Genomic DNA, 22,288 nt, shown 5'->3' on the forward strand with positions numbered 1-22,288 from the left:
ACGACAGTCTTTCTCGTTCGTACAGAAGGAATAAGCCAAGAAGAGGAGAAGCATGATGGCCCCCGTGAGCTCGGCCCCCATCGTCAATGGCGTGCGCGTGACAGAAGTGCGCGTCTCTAACTTTCGGTCACTAACTAATGTTGTCGTCGAACTAGACGATTTGACCGTCCTGGTCGGGGCGAACAACGCTGGAAAGACCAGCTTTCTGGAGGCGATGTACGCCGCCATAGGCGCGGGGCGAAAGAGCCTTGGCCGGGATGATGTTCACGTAGGCGCAGCTGAAGCCGCAGCGCCGCTGGATCGGTCGGTCACTGTCGACGTGCTGGTTCGCCCGTTCGACACGGACGGAAGCCCACTTCCAACGTTTCCCGCTGGCAGCTACTGGACATCCCTTTGGGGAACGGGCATTTCGCAAGATTTGGACTTCCACGACTTCATGGCTTTTCGGACCACGCTGTCTTGGAGTACGACGAAGGGCGACTATGCTCTAGAGCGTAGGTTCCTAACGGAATGGAAGTCTGCTGACGATTGGTTGTCCTCTGCCGTGTCAACTGAGGGCGTGAGCGCCGAGCAACTCGAGCACATCGCGCTGCATTACATCGATGCGAAGCGCGACTTGGAAGACGATTTGCGCCGCCAAGGATCATTTTGGCGACGGCTCACTGACAATCTCGGTTTGGAGGAATCCGATATCGCGGCATTCGAGGAAGCGCTTTCCGAGCTAAACGACGGTATCGTCTCCAAGAGCGCGGTATTGCAGCACTTGAAAACGAATCTCTCCGACATGTCAGCGGTGGTCAGCGCTGACAGCGCGGGGGTGGAGATCACACCTGTCGCGCGTCGCCTACGAGATCTTTCGAAGGGTGTCGACGTCACGTTTGCTACCACCGGCTCCCAGGCCTTTCCGTTGACGCGCCACGGCATGGGTACTCGGAGCTTGGCCTCGCTGCTCGTGTTTCGTGCCTTCATGTCCTGGCGTTACGCGCTGGCTTTGAAGGAAGGAGACGAGACGCACTCACTTCTGGCACTGGAAGAGCCAGAATCCCACCTTCACCCGCAAGCGCAGCGCGCACTGTTCGCCCAGATCAAGTCCGTACCTGGTCAGCGCATTGTCAGCACGCATTCCCCCTACTTCGCCGGCCAGGCAAGGCTCAGTGAGCTGCGCCTGTTCACCAAGCACAGCGGGATAACGAAGGCGAAGCGCCTCAATCTGAGCGAATTGAAGGACGATGACATTCGCAAGTTGGAGCGCACCGTCGTAGCATCGCGCGGGGACCTGTTGTTCGCGCGCGCTCTGATTTTGTTTGAAGGGGACACCGAAGAACAAGCGTTTCCGCTTTGGGCGCAAGCCTACTGGGGTGCCACTGCACATGAGCTTGGCTTTAGCTTTGTAGGGGTAGGTGGCACCGACTACTTCCCGTTTATCTGGCTCGCACAGAGCTTTGGCATCCCATGGTACATCTTCTCCGACGGTGAGGATAAGCCCGTCTCCAAGCTGAAGGGTGACGCGAAGCGGGTCGGTATTGACGACATTGCCAAGTGCGACAACATTGTCGTCATTCCGGACAAGGATGACCTCGAAGCTCATCTGCTCGAGGACGGATATATGGATGCATTCGAGGTCGCGATCGGTGCGGTTGCCGGTGCCGATGGCCTTGACAAGTACATTACCAGCCTGAACGGAAAGCCCGGCAAGACTGTGGGAGGCGTAGCGACGACACGGGACTACAACGGCGCTGAAGGACGCCGGAGTGCAGCACTGGATATCGTGAGCGAGAAGAAGACGCGGTATGCCACACCACTGGCAAACGCTGTCATTGCTTCGGCAGTGCCCGAGCGTCGTGTACCGAAGCTGGTCGCGAAGCTACTCGACGTTATTGGCCATCAATTCAATCTTGAAAAGCTCGATCCGACCAAAGTCGGCGTCGAGTAACGGAGCTCGAGCATGTCCACTGTTCGCTTATCCGCTACACAGCGGCAGGTCGTGGAGTTCGGCGACGGAGCGCTACTAGTCATCGCTGGTCCTGGCTCGGGCAAGACGCGAGTTCTGACCGAGCGTATCCGCCGTCTCTTGACGCAGGTGCCTGGTCATTTCCGGGTTCTAGCGCTCACATTTACAAATAAGGCTGCCAAGGAAATGACGGATCGGCTTAGCGATCTAGCCGAGGCGCGCAAGCGCTCTTTCGTTGGGACGCTGCATGGATTCTGCCTCGATGTACTCGCCGATCGCGGCAAGCACATCGGGCTTACCACCATGCCGCAGATCTTCGAGCAATATCAGGACCGCAAGCAGATTCTTGCTCAAGTCGTTGAAGAGGACCCACTACTGCAAGGGGAGATCTCTCACCTATCGATGAAGGAGAGAAACCAGCGCCTGGATAACTGGCTAAAGAGCATTTCGTACATTAAGGCCCACCCGATCTCGACAGCTGGGAACGGCATCGACGACCCCGTGCTCCAGCGCGTATACGAGGGCTACAACGCGGGATTGCAGGCATGTGGGGCGTGCGATTTCGACGATTTGCTCCTCTATACCTACCGGCTTTTCACGGAATTTCAGCAGATTGCCGATTTCTATCGGCGTGTCTATGCCTACGTATGCGTGGACGAGGCGCAGGATCTCAATGAGGCGCAGTACGCAGTCATTCGCGCGTTGGCCGGAGATTCCTTGCGCAACATTATGTTGGTCGGTGATCCGAACCAGTCAATCTATGGCTTCAATACGTCCAGCCCAAAATATCTGACTGTCGACTTCAAGAACGACTTCGATGCGACGGAGATCCATCTACAAGAGAACTACCGCTCATCCATGGCCGTTGTTCGAGTGGCACAATCGCTGGACCCGACATACACAGTGGCAGGTCAGCTGCCCGTGGAAGGCGTAGCTAAACTTCTTGTCGGAACGGATGAGGCCAATGAGGCGTCGCGCGTCGTCGACGAGCTCAAACGGTTGATGGTCGCGGGACATCCGGACATTGAAGGTTCGATCAGCCCGACGAACTTCGCGATTCTGGGGCGCACCAGGTATGCCTTGCTTGGGGTGGAGCGGGAACTTAAGGACCGTGGTCTGCCCTACTATAGGCGGCTTAGTGTCACACACGAGAACGAATCTGACTTAGTCGACGAGTTCCAGCTTGCGCTTCGAATTCTCGCAAATCCGAAGGATGCCGTGCATTTGGCAGCGATTCATAAGCGATGGAATCTCCCCCCCTATTCAAGTACGCCAGCGAACGAGGCGGAAGTTGTTCAACGAATGCGTGCTATGGCGGACGCGCAAGGCGCCCCAGGGAGCCGGGTCGTCGCTAACGCGGTTGCCGCCGTACATGCAACCGTTGGACGGCGCTTGGATTTCTTACCGGCATTCAAGACGTTGGAGGAATACGCCGATACGCTAGAGGTGCCTGAGAGACGCGCCGTTCGTGAGGATGTGGCCGTGCTCAGGCAGGAGTGGGACCACTTCTTGCGATCGGACGGCTCGCGGGTGCGTACTCTGCAAGGCTTCCTTAGCAACATCGCGCTCGGAACATCAGGCCAGGCGACCCGAGAGGGGGTGGCTCTGTTGACGGTGCACTCATCAAAGGGGCTCGAGTTTGATGTCGTTTTTGTGGTTGGAATGGCGGACGGAGTGTTTCCAGACTATAGGGCCACAGGGCAAAAGCAGAAGGACGAGGAGCGCCGGAACGCGTTCGTCGCGGTGACGAGGTCGAAGCGATTGCTATATCTGTCGTATCCGCGTCAGCGCTTGATGCCTTGGGGCGACGTCTGGCAGGGAGTTCCCTCCCCATACATAACTTCGGCGCCGCTTCAGTAGTTGGCGCGGCGTCCTCGCAGCTGAGGCGCTGGATTCGTTAACTTTCCCCAGTTCTACCGACTGCGTAGCCGGGTGCTGCTTCAACGCGATGTTAGGCGCGGTAATATGAACTGCGACATCGCGCCGAACACGTCCATATGGGAGCTCACTGCTATGACGCCGACTTATAGTGAACGGCAAGAACTTAGGAAGCAGTTTGCCAAAGATGTTGACCGGATGCTTGTCTGCTTGGAGGAAGCTGCTCTCAAGAAAACGGACGACGAAGCAGTCATGGCTTGGGCGAAGTATTCCGATGACAACTTCGCGGATTGGTTGGCGCTTCCGGATGACGATGCAACGTTACGGGATATCTTACTCAAGTACTTGGCGAATATCCGGTCGCCAGCCGTTTGGCAGGTCACTGCGGTTGCAGCAACCGACGAAAGCGGTGATCTCATTATTCCGTTGCCTTCCGAGCTGTCCGAACAGCTGGGGTGGAAAACAGCAGAAGAGGTAGTGGTTGAGAGGGGAGATCCCGGCACAGTGATTGTGCGCCGCCGCTAGGATGCACTACCATGGTCAGTCACTTTTTGCGTCCATGAGGTCGACTGTCTCGAGGATCTTGGTTGGGGTAGGCGTGACAAGACCGCTAAGTGGCAGCCCGATTTGATCGATGCCGATCAGTTGATCACAGTCCAGGTCGCCGCGACCGGTGCCCTCAATCCGCTTCCACTTGCGACAGCTTCATAGACTGGGAACCACTTTCGGACGCATTGGACGGCGATTTTCCGCAGAACGTTCACCATTCCGAGCGACGCTCCTGCTGGTATGTGAGGCCGTCGGTCTTCTTACCCTTCCATAGCCCGAACACATCAGCCCGAAGCACCAGCTTTCGCTGCGAGATGTATGCCTCGATAGCATCACGGACGACAGTGGCCCGTGGACGGTGCTCGGCCTCCGCTATTGCCGCTAATTCCTCCATTTGCTTATCAGGCAAGTCGACCACGATTCGGGCCATATCCGTCTCCGACGGTGCCATACGCACCACATGCCACGCTGCAAGCGTATTCACGCTTGGCGTCCGTATCGCTACCGGACAGTGCTAGAGACTGTCTCCAAAGAGAGCAGGAACCCACTGCCACCCGCGCGTTCGAGCCTGATGGCCACCGGGCTGAGGCACCGAGTCGATATGCCGCATCGATTGCTTGGGCCCCATGCGGCAGAAGCACATCTTCGTGCGATCGCTCCCCGGGACGAGGATGGTGCTTCAGCATGGTGTATGTCCTTTCGGGGTCCCGATGGCGGAATCCCGTTTCTCAACCGACAACTCGTCCCCCCATTCTCCAACCCAACTGTACTAGCAATTCGGGCGTCACCGAAGTGTCGAGATCGCCACGTCCGTCCGCAGCATCCTTCACAGGACGCTTTCATTTCACAAATGCGCGGCGGGCCAGATCGTCGATGGCTATGGAATCGAGACCTTCCTCGGGGCCGTCGCGCGTGACGATGAGACGGCCTCCCGGATTCTTCTCCGAATACTCTGAGAAGCCATTTGCCCCGTAGAGGGCCAGCTTGCGCTGCCAGCGTTTCCTATAGTTGTCATCGCCTAGCAGACCGCAGTGTTCCCAATACCAAGTCTGTCCTTGGGACTCGATCCGAAAATCGGCCCAACGGCCGCGGCCTTCACTGAACGGAAGCAGTGGCTCCACTTCGTAGCGCAGCAACCCCTCTTTTTCGAGTCCGTGCAAGATGTTGGCGATGACCACCTCATTCTTCGCGCTCACCATATCGCCTCGCAGTGTGCGATGAATCAGCTTGTCGGTGAGAAAGCGGCGTTGAGCGGACTTGAGGCCCGGTGGAACGTTAGCAGGTGGCGTCGCAGCGCGGAAGTCGAAGGAGCTGAGCAGATTCGTGAACCGGCCGCTGATATCGGAAAACACGTGATGACGCAGAGCGAGGAAATTTTCGAACGGACCCTGATGAAGAATCCAGATCCGTTTGCTCTGACGCGTCAGCGCCGTGTATAACATTTCGCGCGAAACGAGTCTGCTGTGAGCCGGCAGCACCAAAATTACGGTGTCGAATTCGCTGCCTTGCGCTTTATGGACCGTGATAGCGTAGGCCAGTTCGAGTTTGGGTTGCCCGTCCTCGGAAAAATCGCGCCCCGAGAAAGAGAAGTTTCTGTCACTACGGCCCTCGAACTCCACGTGAAGGAAATGAGGGTCCCGTTTGCCCCATGTCCGCTGGCCAGTGACGAGTCCGATTTCCCCATTTGCGAGCAATTCCTCGCGCGCAGCGGCGGATGCGCCATACACGTACGACTCGCGCTTGTGGTTGCGCACGCAAATGACTTTGTCACCGTAGACGACCTGCTCCGAACCGCCCGGCTTGGGAAAGCGCCACCAGTCTTTGAAGCGAGGCGTCTTGCGGGAGTTGAGCGTATCGCGCAGTCGCGCGGAACGCAGCCCGTCTTTGATTCGCCTATTCAGGAAAAGAGAGCCGCCGGGACCATTACGGTTGACGCTCAGGATCTGCCAGCTTGCGACGTCCTTCGAGCATCCCTCCTCGAAATTGAGGTAACCCTTCTCGTTGCGGGTCGCGCCCATCGAGAGTTCGAACGTGGCAGGCAGATCCTCTTGACTGCACTGGAGGTCTTCGGCCAACACCGACTCAATGAGTCCCGGCAGGTCTCTCATGCTTTCGAAGCGACGGAACCTAACGTAATCATCGTCCTCGCCCTCGAGCGCGCCCGACATGATCTCATCTTCTCCGGGCGGCAAACCTCGGCCAGAGAAGATTGCTGCCAGCTGTACGTCAGATCGGGACAGGACAGGCACGTTCGCTCCGCCTTGCCTGGTTCGACGCGGCGTTCGCAATTCGCCAACCGCCTCGCTATGTCCGGAGCGTCGCAAAAACTCGATGATATCTACGAAAGGACATCCGGCTCCGATCGGCGGAAGCTGGTACGGGTCGCCGACGAGGACGAGACGGCAGCTGCCTGGCAATGCGTCGACGATGGCCGCGAGCATGTCTTCCGTCAGCATTGATGATTCGTCGACGATGCAAGTCGTCGCCGTGGCCTTGGGCGCCTCCTTATTGATGAAATATCGTCCGGTATTGGCGTCGTATCGGCTTTCCAGCAAGAACTGGGCGACCGTCTGTACGGTCCCGAGATGCTGCGTTTCCTTGCCCAACCGCACGCGGGCTTTGCCCGTCGGCGCAAGAAGCTGGACCCGCTGGCCAACGATGTCAGCGCGGCTTAGCAGGAACTTGAGCACCGTAGTCTTGCCCGTACCGGCAGGCCCGATCAGAACCGATAGGCGATTGGCCGCTATTCGTTCGAGTACGAGAGCTTTCTCGGTTCGAGCCTGGTCCTCATCGGCATCTTCCGGGGCCATGGCACCGAACGTCTCGTCGACGAGACCGCGCCAGTCGACCTCAATTGCCTGAGGCTTGCTCAGCAGTCGCTCGCGCACCGCAGCCGAGAGCAATGCGCCAGTGGCGACGTAACGGTCCAGTTGCACCGACGAGTTCTTGGCCTTGCCGAACACCTTCACCACGGGTTCGAAACTGTCGCTGCAGATTTCGATCGTTTCCGCATCCAGAGGAACCTGCTGCACGACATCCAGGTCATCCGCGGAATGTGCGAGTTCTTCGACCGGAAGCAGTGTGTGTCCGCGCGCCGTGCTCGATTCGAGAAGCTCGACGCAGGCAGCACGGAGCCGGTGCTCGTTGTCGTACTCGCCGAGTTCCGAATTGCAGCATGCTGGAAGCGGATGGGCCACCGCCACCTCCTTGCTGGGCAGCAAGCCGCGATCGATCGTCGCAAACGCGATTGGATCGCTTTCTGTTCGATCCCGTTCGAACAAAAGATAAGGATTGTTGACGATTTCTTCCGCGTTGCTTTCCACCGCACGCTTCGCCTGCTCCTTGGTCAGTTCGAATCGGGCAAGCAGCTTGAGAAAATCTTGTCGGCAGGGTTGCGACTGTGCGTGCTTCCAACGCTTGCGAAGCATGCCGGTGACAGTAGGCGATCCCACCGGCGCCTGGCGCGAACCTGAGAATATTTCGTCGATGACGGGCCATGGATCTGCGTTGACCGGCAGTTCATCGGAAAGCGCAATGGCGAAGAGCGTGCCGTTGAAGCCCTGGTGCAAGGCCGACAGCACGGGGCCGAGTCCGGGAGCGGGTCCGTGCATTTTCCACAGTTCGCTTAGGCGGGCATCGATCCATTCAATGTAGGTTTCCCACGGCCCTGCAAGCACCTCCGCGGTGCGCTCCAGCGCGTGGCGCGCCGACATGAGTGCCGCGGCAGCTGCGCCGTGGGTGACATGCTCGCTGCCAAAGGAGAACTGAATGCGCGCATCGTCCGGAGCGTATGCGACGTATTCGGCGGGGTCGACCTCCGGATGGTCTGCACAGTGACGAAGGAGCGTGTGATAGGGCATCACGAAGCCGCCGCTGAAATGACCGTCACGTCCCTGTCGCAAGCTATGCTGGATTGGACGCTCCCACACCATCGTCCGCAACGCGTCGGGACCCGCTCCGGAGTACCCGTACTCCTGGAGTTGATGCTTCTTCGACAAGAACGCCGCACCTAGCAAGACACGGCGTTCGCTATCGCTTAAAGGAGTCCGAGTCGCATAAAACAGTACGAGGCTCTCATTTTCGATAAGCGGGTTCGCGAATGCCTCAAGCATTGCCGTCTGATTGTCCAGCCCCTGGATCCAGCTCGTTTGCTTCAGCCATTGCGGGTTCTTAGGCTCATGCGCATCGCCGCAATCGAGCCCTAGTTCTTCTGCTATCGCGAAGCCACTTTCCTTGAGCATCCAACGATAGGGAATGGTCAGGGCGCCCCATGCGGGCACGTGAATCGGGCGTGGCCGTATGTGCTTGTGATCCCGGCTCCATCTCGAATACGACATGACACTTTCGAAGACGTGCGCGTCGGGGCTGAGAAACGATGCGCTCGAGCGGAGACAAGGAGGGAGGGTGTTGGGCGCAAGTGAATTGAATGACTCGCCGGCAGCTTTCGCTTCGAATGCGTCGTTGCGTCCGTCGGCCACCACCTTGACCGCAATGCAGGAGCTGTTGCCCAGCGGATCACTGCACACTTTTCCGTTCCAGGCGTCGTCATGCCAAGGAACGCGGACGGAAAGATTGCGCACGACTCCCATCGAGTCCTCCCATTTTGATGGGAAGAATTCTATCCGAGGCCCTTGAATGGCGCAGCCGGCACTTGCCGGGGTGGGTCGAGAAAAAGCAACGTGTGCGCTAGTATATACATTGATTGTGATGTGGATGCGCTAGGATATTGCAATTCATCGGGCGCTGAGATGTCCAATCGACGAGGCCTGAGAGAAGCTGCGTTCGACCATGGAATGCAGGTACAAGAGCCCATAAATTAGAAAACTGCTTCACCGGGGGAACATGTGGCGGGATTCACGACGGACTATGTCAATCTGATTTCCAATAACCTGCGCGACCGCTACAAGTCGGGCTTTCCAATCCTCAAAGAACTGGTACAGAACGCCGACGACGCTGGCGCGACATCGCTGGCATTCGGCTATCACGATGGCCTGGCCGAAACGGCCGATCATCCGCTCCTTCATGGTCCGGCGCTATGGGTCTTGAACAACGGACGCTTCAAAGCCGAGGACCGGCGCGCGATTACCAAGTTCGGCGTCAACAGCAAGGCGGCGGAGACTGGCGCGATCGGCAAGTTCGGGCTTGGCATGAAGAGCGTTTTCCATCTCTGCGAAGCGTTCTTCTACGTCGCGAGCGATGGTGAACGCGGTTACCAGGAAATCCTAAACCCGTGGTTTGACGAGGACAATTCCTTACCCATGCACGCGGCATGGGAGCGCTATACGGAGCGCGACGTGCAGGCGCTGAACGACATCGCACGGGCGAGTCCGCTCACGCAGCCGGGGCAGAGTTGGTTCATGTTGTGGGTGCCATTGCGTCGCCGCAGTCATGTGCCGCAGGTCGACGGGACGTTGACGGCGCCGATCATCGACCGCTATCCCGGCGACGAGCCTGGTCGCGATCTAGACTTCATCACCCAGGCCGACGTCGACAGACGCATCGGCGGCCTGCTGCCGATGCTTCGCTGTCTGCGCACGGTCGAATTCGCGGGAACGGCATCGCGCCCGGCCTTCGGTTTGCGAATCAATCTCGCTGACGGCGCACAGCGTCTCGATCACTACACGGATGGTCTGACGATCGCCGGCACCGTGGACGACGGCGGCCCGAAAGAGCAGCGCCTGCGCTTCATGGCGCGGCAGGCGGCGCGCATCGGCGAGCTACCCTTCGCCGGACTTCAAAGATTGCCGGGCTGGCCCAAGACGAATGCGATCGTCGAACAGGGACGCAGAGGATCGGTGCGCGACAAGGGTGAGCCGGAGGGCGCAGTGGCGTTCGCGCACGCAGATGGCCGCAAGGGAAAGCTGTCTTTGCAATGGGCCGTATTCTTGCCCACCGATGAGGAGCGCTTCTGCTATCAGGCGACGATTCACGGCAGCTCGCGCGAATACAGCATCGCGCTTCATGGTCAGTTCTTCGTGGACGCGGGGCGGCGGGGCATCGAGGGCATCGAACAGATCACCGGGCCGATCATCGAGACGGACGACGCGAGCACGGAGTCCTCGGTTCAACTGGCCTGGAATCAGACGTTGGCGCAACGCGTCGTCTTGCCGATGCTTCTGCCCGCGCTCGACGAATACGTCCGTACCGAACGTTTCGACGACGCCACGATCAATGATCTGACTTACGCGCTGACGCGTTGCGTCATCAACGGAGAGGCCGCGCACGGCGGTGGGTTCATCGCCACCTTTGGCGCACATGTGTGCCGCGAGCACGCTTGGGGCCGCGTGTTGCGCCCTCGAGGTCCGGCATGGGAGCTTCTTCCCGCGGAGCCGAACAGGCTGCTTCTGCTGCCTAGGCCGGTCAACAATGATCACGAGCGTCCGTGGCGGGCGCTTCCGGGTCTGGGTGCGCTCGGCGACGCGGTCTTTCTGGACGCGACGGCGCCACGTATCAGTGAATCTGTCCCGCAATGGGATGATGACTCGGTGTGCCGCGTCATCGATGAAATCCCAGCTGCGACGCTCGCCGGTGAGGTCGAACTCCGGTATCTGCTGGAGTTTCTGCGCATGCATGAGAGCGTAGCGCTCGCCATGGAGCACGTGCAGGTTCGGCTCGTCGTGGCGTTGCGCGGCGCGCTGCGCCGCTTGCAGCTTGCTGAACTACGAAACAACCGCGCGTTACTCCAGGAGGTGGTCGGACTTCTGCGGCCGTCGCTGCGCTATGGCATCGGTGCCCGCGACAAGGATGCCCGGCGTGCGGTGCCGGAAGCGATCTATCGCCGATTGCTCGACGCTCAGACGGATGCTCTGCTCATTCCCGCCGACCTCGCACCAGAAGGCGGCGCGCCGTCGGCATCCGATGTCGAGAAGTGGCTGGAATGCTTGGGCGCGCTGGTCGAGGAAGGTATCAACGTGCCTTCCTGCCTCGACGCCGCCGACGCGTTCATTCGAGCCGGCGGACCGAACGAGGAAGCACAACATGATTTGCTGCGTCGCTGGCCCCGCCTGCGCATTCTGCGCGCGATGGATGCTGCCGACGCCGCCGAAGTCGCCTGCTCGCTCGACGAGTTGCTGGACTTGCATCGTCGTCATCAGTTGTTCCGAACTGCGGACGGCATGGACAAACTCGGTCTGACCGGGATGCTCGCGCGCGCGGTGCCGGGTCTACGCCCAGTGGTCGTGAGCCGATTCACCGGCGAACTCATCCGTTCCGCCCATGATTCAGGCAATCGGGAGGTACCCAGAACCAATGACGCGAAGGAGATTTTCCGCGCCATTGGCATGCAGGTCGCCGCGCCCGCTCTAAATACGCCCGGCGAACGGACGCCACTGCTCAGGTGCGTCGCCGACGCCGATCTCACGATCGCGCCCGTGCGCGATGGTGTGCGCTATCTGCTTCACGGATCGGCCAGGCATTTCCGGTCGAACGAGCCCCTTTGGAAAGACCCGTCCGGAAAGGACGAACCCTGGGTGCGGCTTTGGCGCATGGTGGAAACCGACAGCTGGAACGTGCTCGATGTCACGCTCAGTAGCCGCCTGACGGACCACAGTTGTGTCGAGCTCAAGGTGAGGCCGGTGGATCAGCAGACGGTCACTGAGCACCTCAAGCGTCTCGGCAGGTTCGACGACGTGGACGCGAAGCAGTTCACCGAGTCCGACCGGGACATGCTGCTCGGCGCCATCAAGGACGACGCTGTCTGGTTGAACCTGCCGTTGCATCGTGATAATCGCGGTGGATTCGGTTCCGCACATGACTGCTTTCTTGGACGTTTTCCGTTACTGCCACCCGGTTTCGAGCACGGCCTTCGCTTCATCGTCGAGTCGTCCGATGATGCGCACAAGCGCCGCCAGCACGCGCTCATCCCGCACTGGTCAGCCGCCGACGCCGGGCGCGTACTGTTGAAATCGCAAGCCCCGGCGGCGTTCTGGTCCGAACTGATGGACCTACTGCCGCAACTCGACAAGAACGAGGTCCGTGGCTCGTGGACAGAAGTGCCCTGGCTGCCTCTTGCGTCGGGCGGAACGATCGCGCTTTCGAGCGTCGTGCGTATCGACACCATGCGCACGGAGATCAGTGCGCTCGCTGCGGAATGCGAGTATGCCTATGCAAGTCTCGACGAGCTCAAAGGCGCCGTGCGCGATCACCGTAGTTTCGACCGGCTGAAGGAACTCGTGCCGTTGGACGCGAAGGCGCTCGACGTGCTCGCTCAGATGATGGGAAATGCAGGCTATTTCGTCGGCCGTGCAGGGAGACTCGACGCCGGCGCGCTCGATCGGTTCCGCGACGTGCTGCCGTCACTCGAATCCTTGCCTGCATGGTCCGTGTTATACAAGGCCGCGAGTGCTACCAGTATTGCCGATGCCGCGGCGCTGCTCGACGAGATTGCTCAGCCGCTGCCTGCCGCGCGAGTGGAGGCGGCGCTGGCCGAACTCGCGGATCAGGTTCAGAGCCCGCACGTGCTGGAGGTGGGACTGGTCTATCTCAGGGAGTGGGCCCGGAGCGCCCCTCCTGAGGAACTCAGGAGCCGGCTGTCGGCGGTGCGGCTGCCAGCCGCAAATGGCACGTGGCGAGCGGCATCGGAACTCGTGGCAAGTGCTTTCGGCGTCGATGCGTCCAGTCAGTTGCACAAGGAAGCGCTCGAGATACTGTCTGGCATCGTGGTCAAGAACGATGGCGCGCCTGCGACCCCGATCGAATCCGCCGCGACCGACGGTAGCTCGAACGCTCACCTCGAGGTCGCGCTGGAACAGTGGTGCGAGCCGCTTGCGGAATATAACGTCGGACAGGCGCTCGGTGCAATGCTCGGCTTGTTCGGCAGCGCAGCGCGGCCGCTGTGTGAGCGCTGGATCAATCCGATTTCCTACGACGACTATCTATTGCGCCTGAACTGGAAAGATCCGGGCTTCGACACAGCCGTCAATCGGAAGGAATGGATGGGTGGGCACACCTCGCCGCAACAGCCTTTTGCGATCCTGAAACCCGAATTCGTCGAGTCCTCCGGCTCGAGAGTGCAGGCTCTCGCGCTGACCGGCGACGAACTCGTGTTGCCGCTGACCGACATCGATTCGATGTCGACCCTGCTGGCGGGCAAGTTGAACTGGCGTGGCGGCTATGGCGTGGAAGTGCGCATGCGCCCAATGGACTGCCTGCGCCGCTTCGACGAAGCGCAGCAGAAGCAGATCCTGCAGCGCACGGCGGAGGAACTCTTCGAGCATCTTTACAACCAGAAGCGCGCGGACCTGACGGAATTGTGGGGCCTGTTCGAACAATCGGACCAGATCGAGCTCGAAGTCGCGCGCAGCCTCATTCTCGAAGGCCTGCCACAACTGGTTCTTCAATGGCCTGCCGTCAAGAAGCATCCCTCGATCGATGAGGCGATCAAGCTTCTGGACAAGGCAAGGCGTGAACGTCAGAGCGCCTTGCGCGCGCGATCCGACTTGCGTGGCTGCGAAGAACGGCTCATGAAGGCGCTCAACGAACTGGCGAGGCGAGTCGAGACCGACGAATCGGTGCAATATGCCATCCTGACGGCGATCCGCAAAAAGCTGCGGCACTTTCATTACGAGTCTTCGAGCGTTCCTTTCGAATTGCTGCAAAACGCGGACGACGCCGTCCTCGAGCTCCAGGCCATGCTGGCCGACGAAGGTCGTGAGCCATACGCCGAGTCGGAAGTTGGCCGCTTCGTGGTGGCGTGTACCGCGACGAGCGTGCTGTTCATACACTGGGGTCGGCCAATCAACACATCGGGCAGGCGCGGCGGATATCGCGAGGATCATGCGAAAGACCTCGAGCGGATGCTCATGCTGAACGCATCCGGCAAAGAGGAGGAAGATGGCCTGACAGGCAAGTTCGGGCTCGGGTTCAAGAGCGTGCTTCTGGTGTCGGACAAGCCGGTCATCGAAAGCGGCGGGCTGCACTTCGAGATTGTCGCGGGCTGTCTGCCGCAGCGAGCCGAACTGAGCGAGCGGGGTAGATCGGTCGCGGCGCAATACCGGCAGGCGCAGGGGAATTTGCGCTCGACCGTCGTCGAATTGCCGCTAAGTCTGGAATCCGCGGAAGGGTTGCTGCAGCGATTCGCCGCGCTGGCAGGCGTGTGTGTCGCGTTCACACAGCACGTGCGGCATATCGAAGTGGACGGCGTGACGCATGCATGGCGTCCCAGGCGCCTGCTCGAAGCGCCCGGTTCCCGATGTGAATTGAGCCACGTATTACTGCCCCATGCGCGCGGGCTGTTGCCCGGCCGTCTGTTGGTGCTGCGTTGCCCACTCGGCGCGATGGCCATGCGTCTGGACGGCCAGCCGGTTCCCTTCGAAGACGCCGCCGGGCATCCCGTGCCCGCCATCTGGGTCAATGCGCCCACGCGCGGCATGCCGGCCGCCGGCCTGATCCTCAACGCAAGCTTCGACATCGATACTGGGCGCGGGAGCTTGCCTCTGGGCGCCGGAGCGAAGACCAATCTGGACATCGCCACGCGCCTGGCGGAAGCGCTGGCGCCGCTCGTCACCGAATTGCTGACGCAGACGATGGCGGACTGGCCGTCATGGTCGCGAGAGCTGTCAGTGTCGCCGCAGATCAGCGCGGCGGAATTCTGGTACGCGTTCTGGACGCAGGCTTTCGGGGACGAGCCGTCGGCCGATGCATCGCAGGATGCGCGGGTGACTGAGACCTTTGCGTCGATGCTTTTCGCACGCGTGGTCGCCCGCTGCGGTGTCGTGCCGAACGGCCTCAAGGCCGGGTTGGCCGGCTTCGTGCGGGTCGACCAGTTGCAACTGTCGATCGCGTACGACAGGTTCAGCACACTGCTGCCTACGCTGCTCAACTGGCCGGCTTTCACCGCCGTGTTTCCGCCTGCTTCGTGGTGCGTGCGGGAGGTGCGGGACTGGCTGCGACGCCGCTCGGGCGCCGACGATGAAGCCTCGGTCGACGAACTGTCCCGGCAGATTGTCGCTCAGGCGTTGGGCCCGTCCAACAAAGTGAGTCCGGAAGAGTTTGCCATGCTGGCGGCTGTTGTGAAGGCGTGGCCGCCGACAAATGTCGTGGAACTCGGATGGCGTACCGCTCTGGCTTCGATGCAATTGCGCGCGCAATCGGGCGCATGGAAAACCGCTGCGAATCTGTTCACGCGCCTGGGTGAAGACGATCCGCTCAGGCGCCTGGCATCGCCGGACTTTCTGCCCGATACGGCTTACGAGACCGACGCAGACGCCTGGGAAATGATGCAGGAGTATCTGGACGGGCGCACGTGGTTCACTCAAGAGATCGCGCGGTGGTGCGTCGAGGCCGAGACGGTTGAGCGGCAGCAGGCAGCGATCGACTGGCTGGCGGCTAATCTCAATTCGGATTTCGTATGGCGGGCGATCAAGTCCTCGCCGCTCAAAGATAAGTGGATCACCGGTCTGCATGCTGAGCACGCATTGCTGGCGAACCTGCTGGACTGGACGCGAAACTTCATGCTTTCATCGCTCGGCCTCTCGCCAGACGGCCCAAGCGAAGACGAGATCGAAGTCGACGACCCGGCGGCCCAACTCGATTTCGACATTATCCATGATTGGTGGGAAGCTCATCGCGATGAACACTTGCCGAAATACGAGCGCGAACTTTGGCCGCAACGGATCGACAGGCAGCGTCTCGCCGATGATCCCACTCATCGCGAAACCTGGATGAGCCTGTTCAGCCTGGGCGTGTTCCGGCGCTTTGGCCGTGTGCGAGACGCACAGAATCGCGGCTTCCTCGATTTTCTGGAGCAACGAGGCTGGTGGTATACGATCAGCCAGCTCGATCCGGACTCGGCAGCCGACGAGTGGATGGCGATACTGCGCGAATATACGGACACGACGCACGTGAGCAACGAGTTCGAACTGTGGATGGACTCTTTCCCGCGGTTGTATCGCGTCGCGCGTTGGTTCGATACCTATGTTGAGCTCTTCCGCAATCTGCAGTATCGCGATGCACGTGAGGCCGCGCATCTTCTCACGCCCGCCACCGATGCATCGCTTAGCGGTTCGGACATCGACGCCGCGACACTGAGCGGCACACTGCGTGTCGGCCATCATTTAGTGATCCGAGAACTGCTGCGCGCGGGCGTGCTGGATACGGAGGTCGCCCAGAGTATGGCGTTCATGCCCGGAGAATCCGTCTGCGCCCTGCTCGATGCGATGGGACACAACGGTATGGACACCAGCGCGAAGATTCATGAATTGCTAGTGGACGAACTCGGCGACACCGATCGTGCCAGCTTCTGCGGTGATTTCGACATTCCGCTAGTTCTGCTCGCGCGCGACGCAAGCCTGCAGCGCGATGTCGTGCGATGGAGCAATACCCGCGACGAACGCGGTGCATGGGAAACAGAAAATGAGGAATTGCTATGAGCACGGCACTCAGACCAGATGACACGCAGGCGGCCATCGCCGCCGGCATGACAGTCATGCATCCCGGCCTTGGTCAGGGCAGCGTCCTGATGGTCGATGGCGACACCGCAGTCGTTCGCTTCGCACAGCGCATCGAGCAGGTGTTCTGCCGGGAACTGGACGCCATCGCATCAGTTTCGGACGTCAGGTCGGCTGCCGCGTTGTCCTCGTCGCTCGAGGTGGGTCTAAAGGTTCAGGCCGCCGCCATCGAATCCGTGAACAATGCATGGGGCGTATTCACACGCTCCCGCATCTCGCTGTTACCTCATCAGCTGTGGGTCTGCCACCGTGCCTTGCGCAACTGGCCAATCCGCCTGCTCATCGCCGATGACGTGGGCATGGGTAAGACTATCGAGGCCGGCCTGATCCTGTGGCCGCTGCGCGCCAGCCGCAAGGCACAGCGCATTCTCATTCTGACCCCGGCGAATCTCGTCGCACAGTGGCAGGTGCGCCTGAAATCGATGTTCGACCTCCGCGCCGGCATTTATCGACCGGATCTGGATACGCAACGCACGGATTTCTGGGGCGTGCACGATGTAGTCGTCGCATCTCTGCCGACCATGCGCGCGGATATACGAGGCCGTCACGAACGTCTGGTTGAGGCGCCCGCCTGGGACATGGTGATTGTCGACGAGGCGCATCATCTCAATGTCGACGACAGCGGAAAGCGCACGCTCGGCTTCGAATTGCTCGAAAAGCTGCAACTGGCTGGCAAGGTGGAATCGTGCGTATTGTTCAGCGGTACGCCTCACCGCGGCAAGAATCGCGGCTTCTGGTCGCTGATGAGTCTGGTAGATCGCGAAGTGTTCGGCCCCAGTCGTGACGAGGCGGCGATGCTCACCGCGCTGCCGCGCTATCTGATTCGAAATGCCAAGCAGAAAGCCACCAACATGCATGGCGAGCGCCTCTTCAAGCCGATTGAACAGTATCCGGAGACCTTCAGATACACACCCGCGGAAGAAGCCTTCTACAAGCTGATGTCCGATTTCATATTGGAAGGTCGCGCATACGCATCCTCATTGAACCGGACAGAAGGAGGCCGGGTCATGCTGGTGCTGATCGCGCTGCAGAAGCTGGCGTCGAGTTCGATCGCCGCGGTGCTGGCGGCGCTGGATACGCGTCAGAAACGGCTCAGGAACGAAGCCATCCGGTCTCGCAATGAGCTCGACCTGCAGCCGGAGACGGGGAAGGATGAGACGTTCGACGCGCTCGAGGCCTGGGTACGCGAAACCAAGCGCGCCCAGCTTCAGCTGATGGAAGACGAAGACCGCTATCTCGACGATTTGATCGAGGCCGGCCGTCTGGTCAAGGAAGAAAGCCGCGTCCGAAAAGTCATTGAAGTCATCCGGCGCCGTTTCGACGGCGAGCCGGTATTGCTCTTCACCGAATACAAGCAGACGCAGGCACAGGTCGTATCGGCGCTGATGGCAGAATTCGGGCAAAGCACGGTCGGCTTTTTGAACGGCGAAGATCGGCTCGACCACGTGACGCTTCCCGATGGCAGAACGACGGCCCTACCCAGCCGCCGCGGCGATACGTGCGATGCGTTCAACGCCGGACGCATCCGTTTTCTCGTGTCGACTGAAGCGGGCGGCGAAGGTATCGATCTTCAGGAGCGATGCAGCGCGCTGATTCACGTCGACCTGCCCTGGAACCCGATGCGGCTACATCAGCGGGTCGGACGCCTGAATCGCTACGGTCAGAAGCACGCCGTTTCGGTCGTGTCGCTTCGCAATCCCGACACGGTCGAATCGATGATCTGGCAAAAGCTTGAGAGCAAGCTCGCCAGCATCATGCGTGCGGTCGGGTCCGCGATGGACGAACCGGAAGACTTGCTGCAACTGGTGCTTGGCATGAGCAGCCCAGAACTGTTCGACCAGCTTTTTTCCCGCGCGGCGACGATTCCGACCGAACGCCTCGACACCTGGTTCGACGAGCAGACGAGCACGCTTGGCGGTGCTCCCGCGCTCGAGGCTTTGCGGGATCTTTTCGGACGCGCGGACGGATTCGACTTGTCCGCGCTCAAGGACGTACCACCCGTCGATCTGCCGGATCTGCTTCCCTTCGTGCAAGGCTCGCTGACGTTCAACCGGCGCCGTCCCAAGGTCGAGGGCCTTTGCATGTGGGTCAAAACGCCCGACGAGTGGGCAAAGAATCACCGGATGCGCCGCAGCTACGAAAATCTGCAGTTCGACCGCAAGGCCACGACGGGAACGGAAGACCTGATGGGCGTGGGGCACCCGCTGATGGAGAAGGCGCTGCAAGAGGCCGCTCTGCTGCACGGCGTTTTCTGTCTCATCGACGGTTTGCCAGAGCCGGTGCGTGTGATCGCCGTATCCAGCAAGGTCACAGGCGGCTCGAAGGCTAGCGGACGGGCCGTATTCGGAATCACTGGAAAGCCGGGCGCGTTCATGCTGTTGAAGGACTGGGAAGTGCTGCGACTCGTGAACGGCTGCGCGCTCAAGCCCGAACCTGCCAGCGCGCCTGAAGGTTGGGCCGAGGCAGCGCGGGACTGGGTCGCGCAGTCATCGTCGGCCATGCCTATCCTTTTCAGAGGCGGCGAGTCTTCATTCGAAACGCTGCACATTGAGGAACTGGCAATGCTGTGGACGTCGTCGTAGACGGAAGAGAACGGGACCGGCCTATGACTACAAAGGACGATCGCCATGGGCTGCCGTCGAACGGCTAGCCAACCAGCAATGCAGCGACGAATCCGGGATGCGGCCCTGATGGCAGACGGATGGCGCTTACATTAGCCGCTACTTGTTCCGGTTGCCTCTGGGTAAGGATGAGCTGCGGTTCGCGCAGCTTCAGGATCAACGGCTGTTGTATCGGCTTGCGCTGGGCCAGCCCAATCCCGAGGACCTGATACAGTCGCTAGCCGCGCGCGACGAGGCGACTTTGCGAATCCTGCGGGGGCTGGTCCTCGATCTGTCCCCGTACCGGCCGGAGCCAGGAGCGCGCTGGCCTGGCTGCGAAGCCGCATGATAGTGAGGCAGCGGGGCTGGTTTGTATCCTATTTTCGATGGCCTAGCAAGTAAAGATCACTACATGTCGAACTCCCAGAGCTTCCTCAGGACATTCTCAGACATTGAGCGCTGGTTGCGACAGCAACTCCAGGCAGATCGCAGCGTTACCTTCTACCAGCTCGTGGAGCGAGTCGCTGAAAAAAATACATCCGTTCGTCGATATAAGGAAGATTTGAAGGAATTCGCTGATCTTCGCAATGCCATTGTCCATGAGCGCTCGGATGAACATGTTATCGCCGAGCCAAATGACCGTGCGGTTCATGACTTTGATCGCGTCAGGGAGTTGTTGCTGAAGCCACCAGCCATATACCCCCAGTTTCAGAAGGTTGTCAAATCACGTGAACAGCGAGACCCCATTAGCGATGCGATCGAAGACATGCGGGAAGGATCATTCTCGCAGTTGCCGATTACTTTCGATGGACGGTTCGTCGCATTACTCACAACAGAGACAGTCGTTCGCTGGTTGGCGTCTGAAGTCTCGGAAGATCTCGTTAGCCTGCAATCAACGAGCATAGAGAAGGTGCTTCCGCATGTAGAGGACGACGACCATTACTGTTTTTTATCCAAGCGAGCCACTCTCGATGATGCCTTGTCGAAGTTCGCAGGCTTCAATGCTCGCGGAAAAGATCTTGATGCGATTCTAATAACCGAGGATGGAAAGATCGAACAGAAGCTTCTTGGAATCCTTACTGTGTATGACCTCCCAGAGGTCCACAAGACGCTGGGTATCGGCCGGAAGTAAAGTGATCGCAGGGCGCACGCTAGCACGAGCTAGGCTCTCTTAAATAGATTGTTCAACTTCTGCCCGACCAAAGGCGTTATCACACCGACTGAAACGGCTGAGTCTCCAATCCTTCGTTGTTACCCCGCCCCTGGCCCTCTCTGTTCTCCATTTGCTCTGGCCCCGCAAGCGTTTGCGAGGTCACTCCTTTGCTGGTGCGGGTTTAGAGGCGGTCGATTGTGGTCGGAGACTGCTGTAGCGGTGGCGACCGACGGCGGCAAGAGTACAGCCCACGGTCGCGCATTCCAGCTCGATGACTGCAATTCGAGTTACTTCGTCAACCGATGAACGCTTTCGAAGATTTCTTGTGCGACACGTCGAGCAGCGGCATCTTGCTCTTCACTCATTGGCTCGAGTTTCAAGCCATCCCGGCCATCCACAAACATCGGGCCGCCAACGTCGTCGTCATAGAGCGATCCGTCCTCGTGGATGGCCACGTACTCATCCTTGGTCAAATCGATGCCGAGCAGCTCTGCGAGGTACACCCATGTCCAGCATTGTTGTCGGTCTTCGCGGTCGTAGTCCTCGATCAGCTGGCGCATGGCTTCCGTGTCCCCCCGTTTTGCGGCCTCCGTCAACCACTTCCTCGCATCCTCTGGTCGCCCCATGCGCTCGGCGATGTCGGCAACCCAAGAAGGATTGGCGTTCACTGAATCGGTCGCCTGCTCAAAGAAAGCCGGGTCGTCAAAACGATCGGCAAGTTCCAACAGTGCCTCTTGGTGTCCCAGCTTCGCAGCCTCTCGCAGGTGTAGAGAGAATCTTTCATCCTGTGCCAAACGACTCGCATGAGAGTCGGCCCACTCCTGTTCCACGCCTGTCAGAACACGTCCGTTTTGGGCCTGTATGTACCAGTAATCACTACCGACTCCTGAGGCATCGAAGTCGTCTTCCGTTGGAGCGTGGACCAGTGCCAATGCATAGTGAGCGGCGGCATGGCCTCTGCTCGCGGCCGCATTGAGCCCATCGAGCATGAGGGGTGAGACCAATTCGTCCGAAGAAGACCACCACCTAACCTCGTTCCGATCCCCCCGCTCAACTTCGTCAGGCCACGAACCGTGCCCTGACTCGTCCCGCAGATAGACAATCAGATCCGGAATCCTGACAAGCCCAAATTTGTGCTCGGTCATCAATGCCGGTAGCACGCCGGCGACCTTTGTAGCCGTATCGAACTGATAACCGATCTCTAGGCAACGGTTCCTGACGTGCTCGCCAAAATCTGCCGCACGTCGACTTGACAGCGATTGCTTGGTGAAAACAGCTTCTGCACAGAGGGCTGCGTAGGAGTTGAAGCCGAAGGCTGCGGCCAGCAGCTCGTAGATGTGGGCACGTTTGAATTGCGTGCCGGTGTGGGCCTGGAGGTGATGCTGCGCGATGTACGCGAGTTCCTTGATCGCCATAATGAACCTTTCCTCAAACGCCACGCCGAATTCGGGTCAGGCGCACACGTTTAAGTCCCCGACGACGAGGCTCAAAGAGAGGTTTGCAATGACGAAAATAATGCCTGTTTTTACTCGTGTGCAAGTAAGGTGGGCACCCAGCGCCTATTCTAGTCTTGATGCCCCGATTCGTCTACCCGTCGCCCAGCGTGTTCGAATGGTCGTCACCCCCGCGTCACGGTGGGGTTACCCCGTTTTCTCGGACAGATCTGCATTGGATTTTATGTCTATGGGTTTTCTCCTTGTGATGGGGCGGT

The 22,288-nt window shown here is 59.7% G+C and carries 9 protein-coding genes; 6 read left to right on the plus strand and 3 right to left on the minus strand.

All coding sequences use genetic code 11. The features are described 5' to 3' along the window. Positions 1-52 precede the first annotated feature (52 nt). The 3 genes from AC3WQZ_RS28495 to AC3WQZ_RS28505 all read left to right on the plus strand — a co-directional run bounded on the left by AC3WQZ_RS28495 (position 53) and on the right by AC3WQZ_RS28505 (position 4,354). Positions 53-1,933: an ATP-dependent nuclease gene (locus tag AC3WQZ_RS28495; protein WP_492301699.1), complete on the plus strand. Its 1,881-nt coding sequence runs from the start codon at positions 53-55 to the stop codon at positions 1,931-1,933. Between the two features lie 12 nt (positions 1,934-1,945). Further along, positions 1,946-3,811, plus strand: a complete 1,866-nt coding sequence (locus AC3WQZ_RS28500; protein WP_492301701.1) for an ATP-dependent helicase — start codon at positions 1,946-1,948, stop codon at positions 3,809-3,811. Positions 3,812-3,916: 105 nt separating this feature from the next. Further along, positions 3,917-4,354: a hypothetical protein gene (locus tag AC3WQZ_RS28505; RefSeq protein WP_492301703.1), complete on the plus strand. Its 438-nt coding sequence runs from the start codon at positions 3,917-3,919 to the stop codon at positions 4,352-4,354. 235 nt (positions 4,355-4,589) lie between these two features. On the opposite strand, the gene AC3WQZ_RS28510 is transcribed toward AC3WQZ_RS28505, so the two are convergent. Together AC3WQZ_RS28510 and AC3WQZ_RS28515 are read right to left on the minus strand one after the other, a co-directional pair. Continuing rightward, positions 4,590-4,808 carry a ribbon-helix-helix protein, CopG family gene (locus AC3WQZ_RS28510; RefSeq protein ID WP_492301705.1) on the minus strand — a complete coding sequence of 73 codons (219 nt, stop codon included), beginning with the start codon at positions 4,806-4,808 and terminating at the stop codon, positions 4,590-4,592. 409 nt (positions 4,809-5,217) lie between these two features. Beyond that, complete coding sequence (locus AC3WQZ_RS28515) at positions 5,218-8,967, minus strand: AAA family ATPase (protein WP_492301706.1); 3,750 nt, start codon at positions 8,965-8,967, stop codon at positions 5,218-5,220. A gap of 255 nt (positions 8,968-9,222) precedes the next feature. On the opposite strand from AC3WQZ_RS28515, the gene AC3WQZ_RS28520 reads away from it, so the two are divergent. From AC3WQZ_RS28520 to AC3WQZ_RS28530, 3 genes are all read left to right on the plus strand, one after another. Next, positions 9,223-16,746: a sacsin N-terminal ATP-binding-like domain-containing protein gene (locus tag AC3WQZ_RS28520; RefSeq protein WP_492301708.1), complete on the plus strand. Its 7,524-nt coding sequence runs from the start codon at positions 9,223-9,225 to the stop codon at positions 16,744-16,746. After that, entirely contained in the window at positions 16,743-19,406 is a 2,664-nt protein-coding gene (locus AC3WQZ_RS28525; RefSeq protein ID WP_492301709.1) for a DEAD/DEAH box helicase, read from the plus strand. The genes AC3WQZ_RS28520 and AC3WQZ_RS28525 overlap by 4 nt, the downstream gene beginning before the upstream one ends. Before the next feature lie 430 nt (positions 19,407-19,836). Beyond that, entirely contained in the window at positions 19,837-20,556 is a 720-nt protein-coding gene (locus AC3WQZ_RS28530; protein WP_492301710.1) for a CBS domain-containing protein, read from the plus strand. 308 nt (positions 20,557-20,864) lie between these two features. Here AC3WQZ_RS28530 and AC3WQZ_RS28535 read toward each other — a convergent pair whose 3' ends face one another. After that, positions 20,865-21,992, minus strand: coding sequence for a hypothetical protein (locus tag AC3WQZ_RS28535; protein WP_492301712.1), 1,128 nt, complete (start codon positions 21,990-21,992; stop codon positions 20,865-20,867). Between the last annotated feature and the right edge of the window lie 296 nt (positions 21,993-22,288).

The sequence above is a fragment of the Cupriavidus sp. FW305-26 genome (assembly GCF_058787975.1).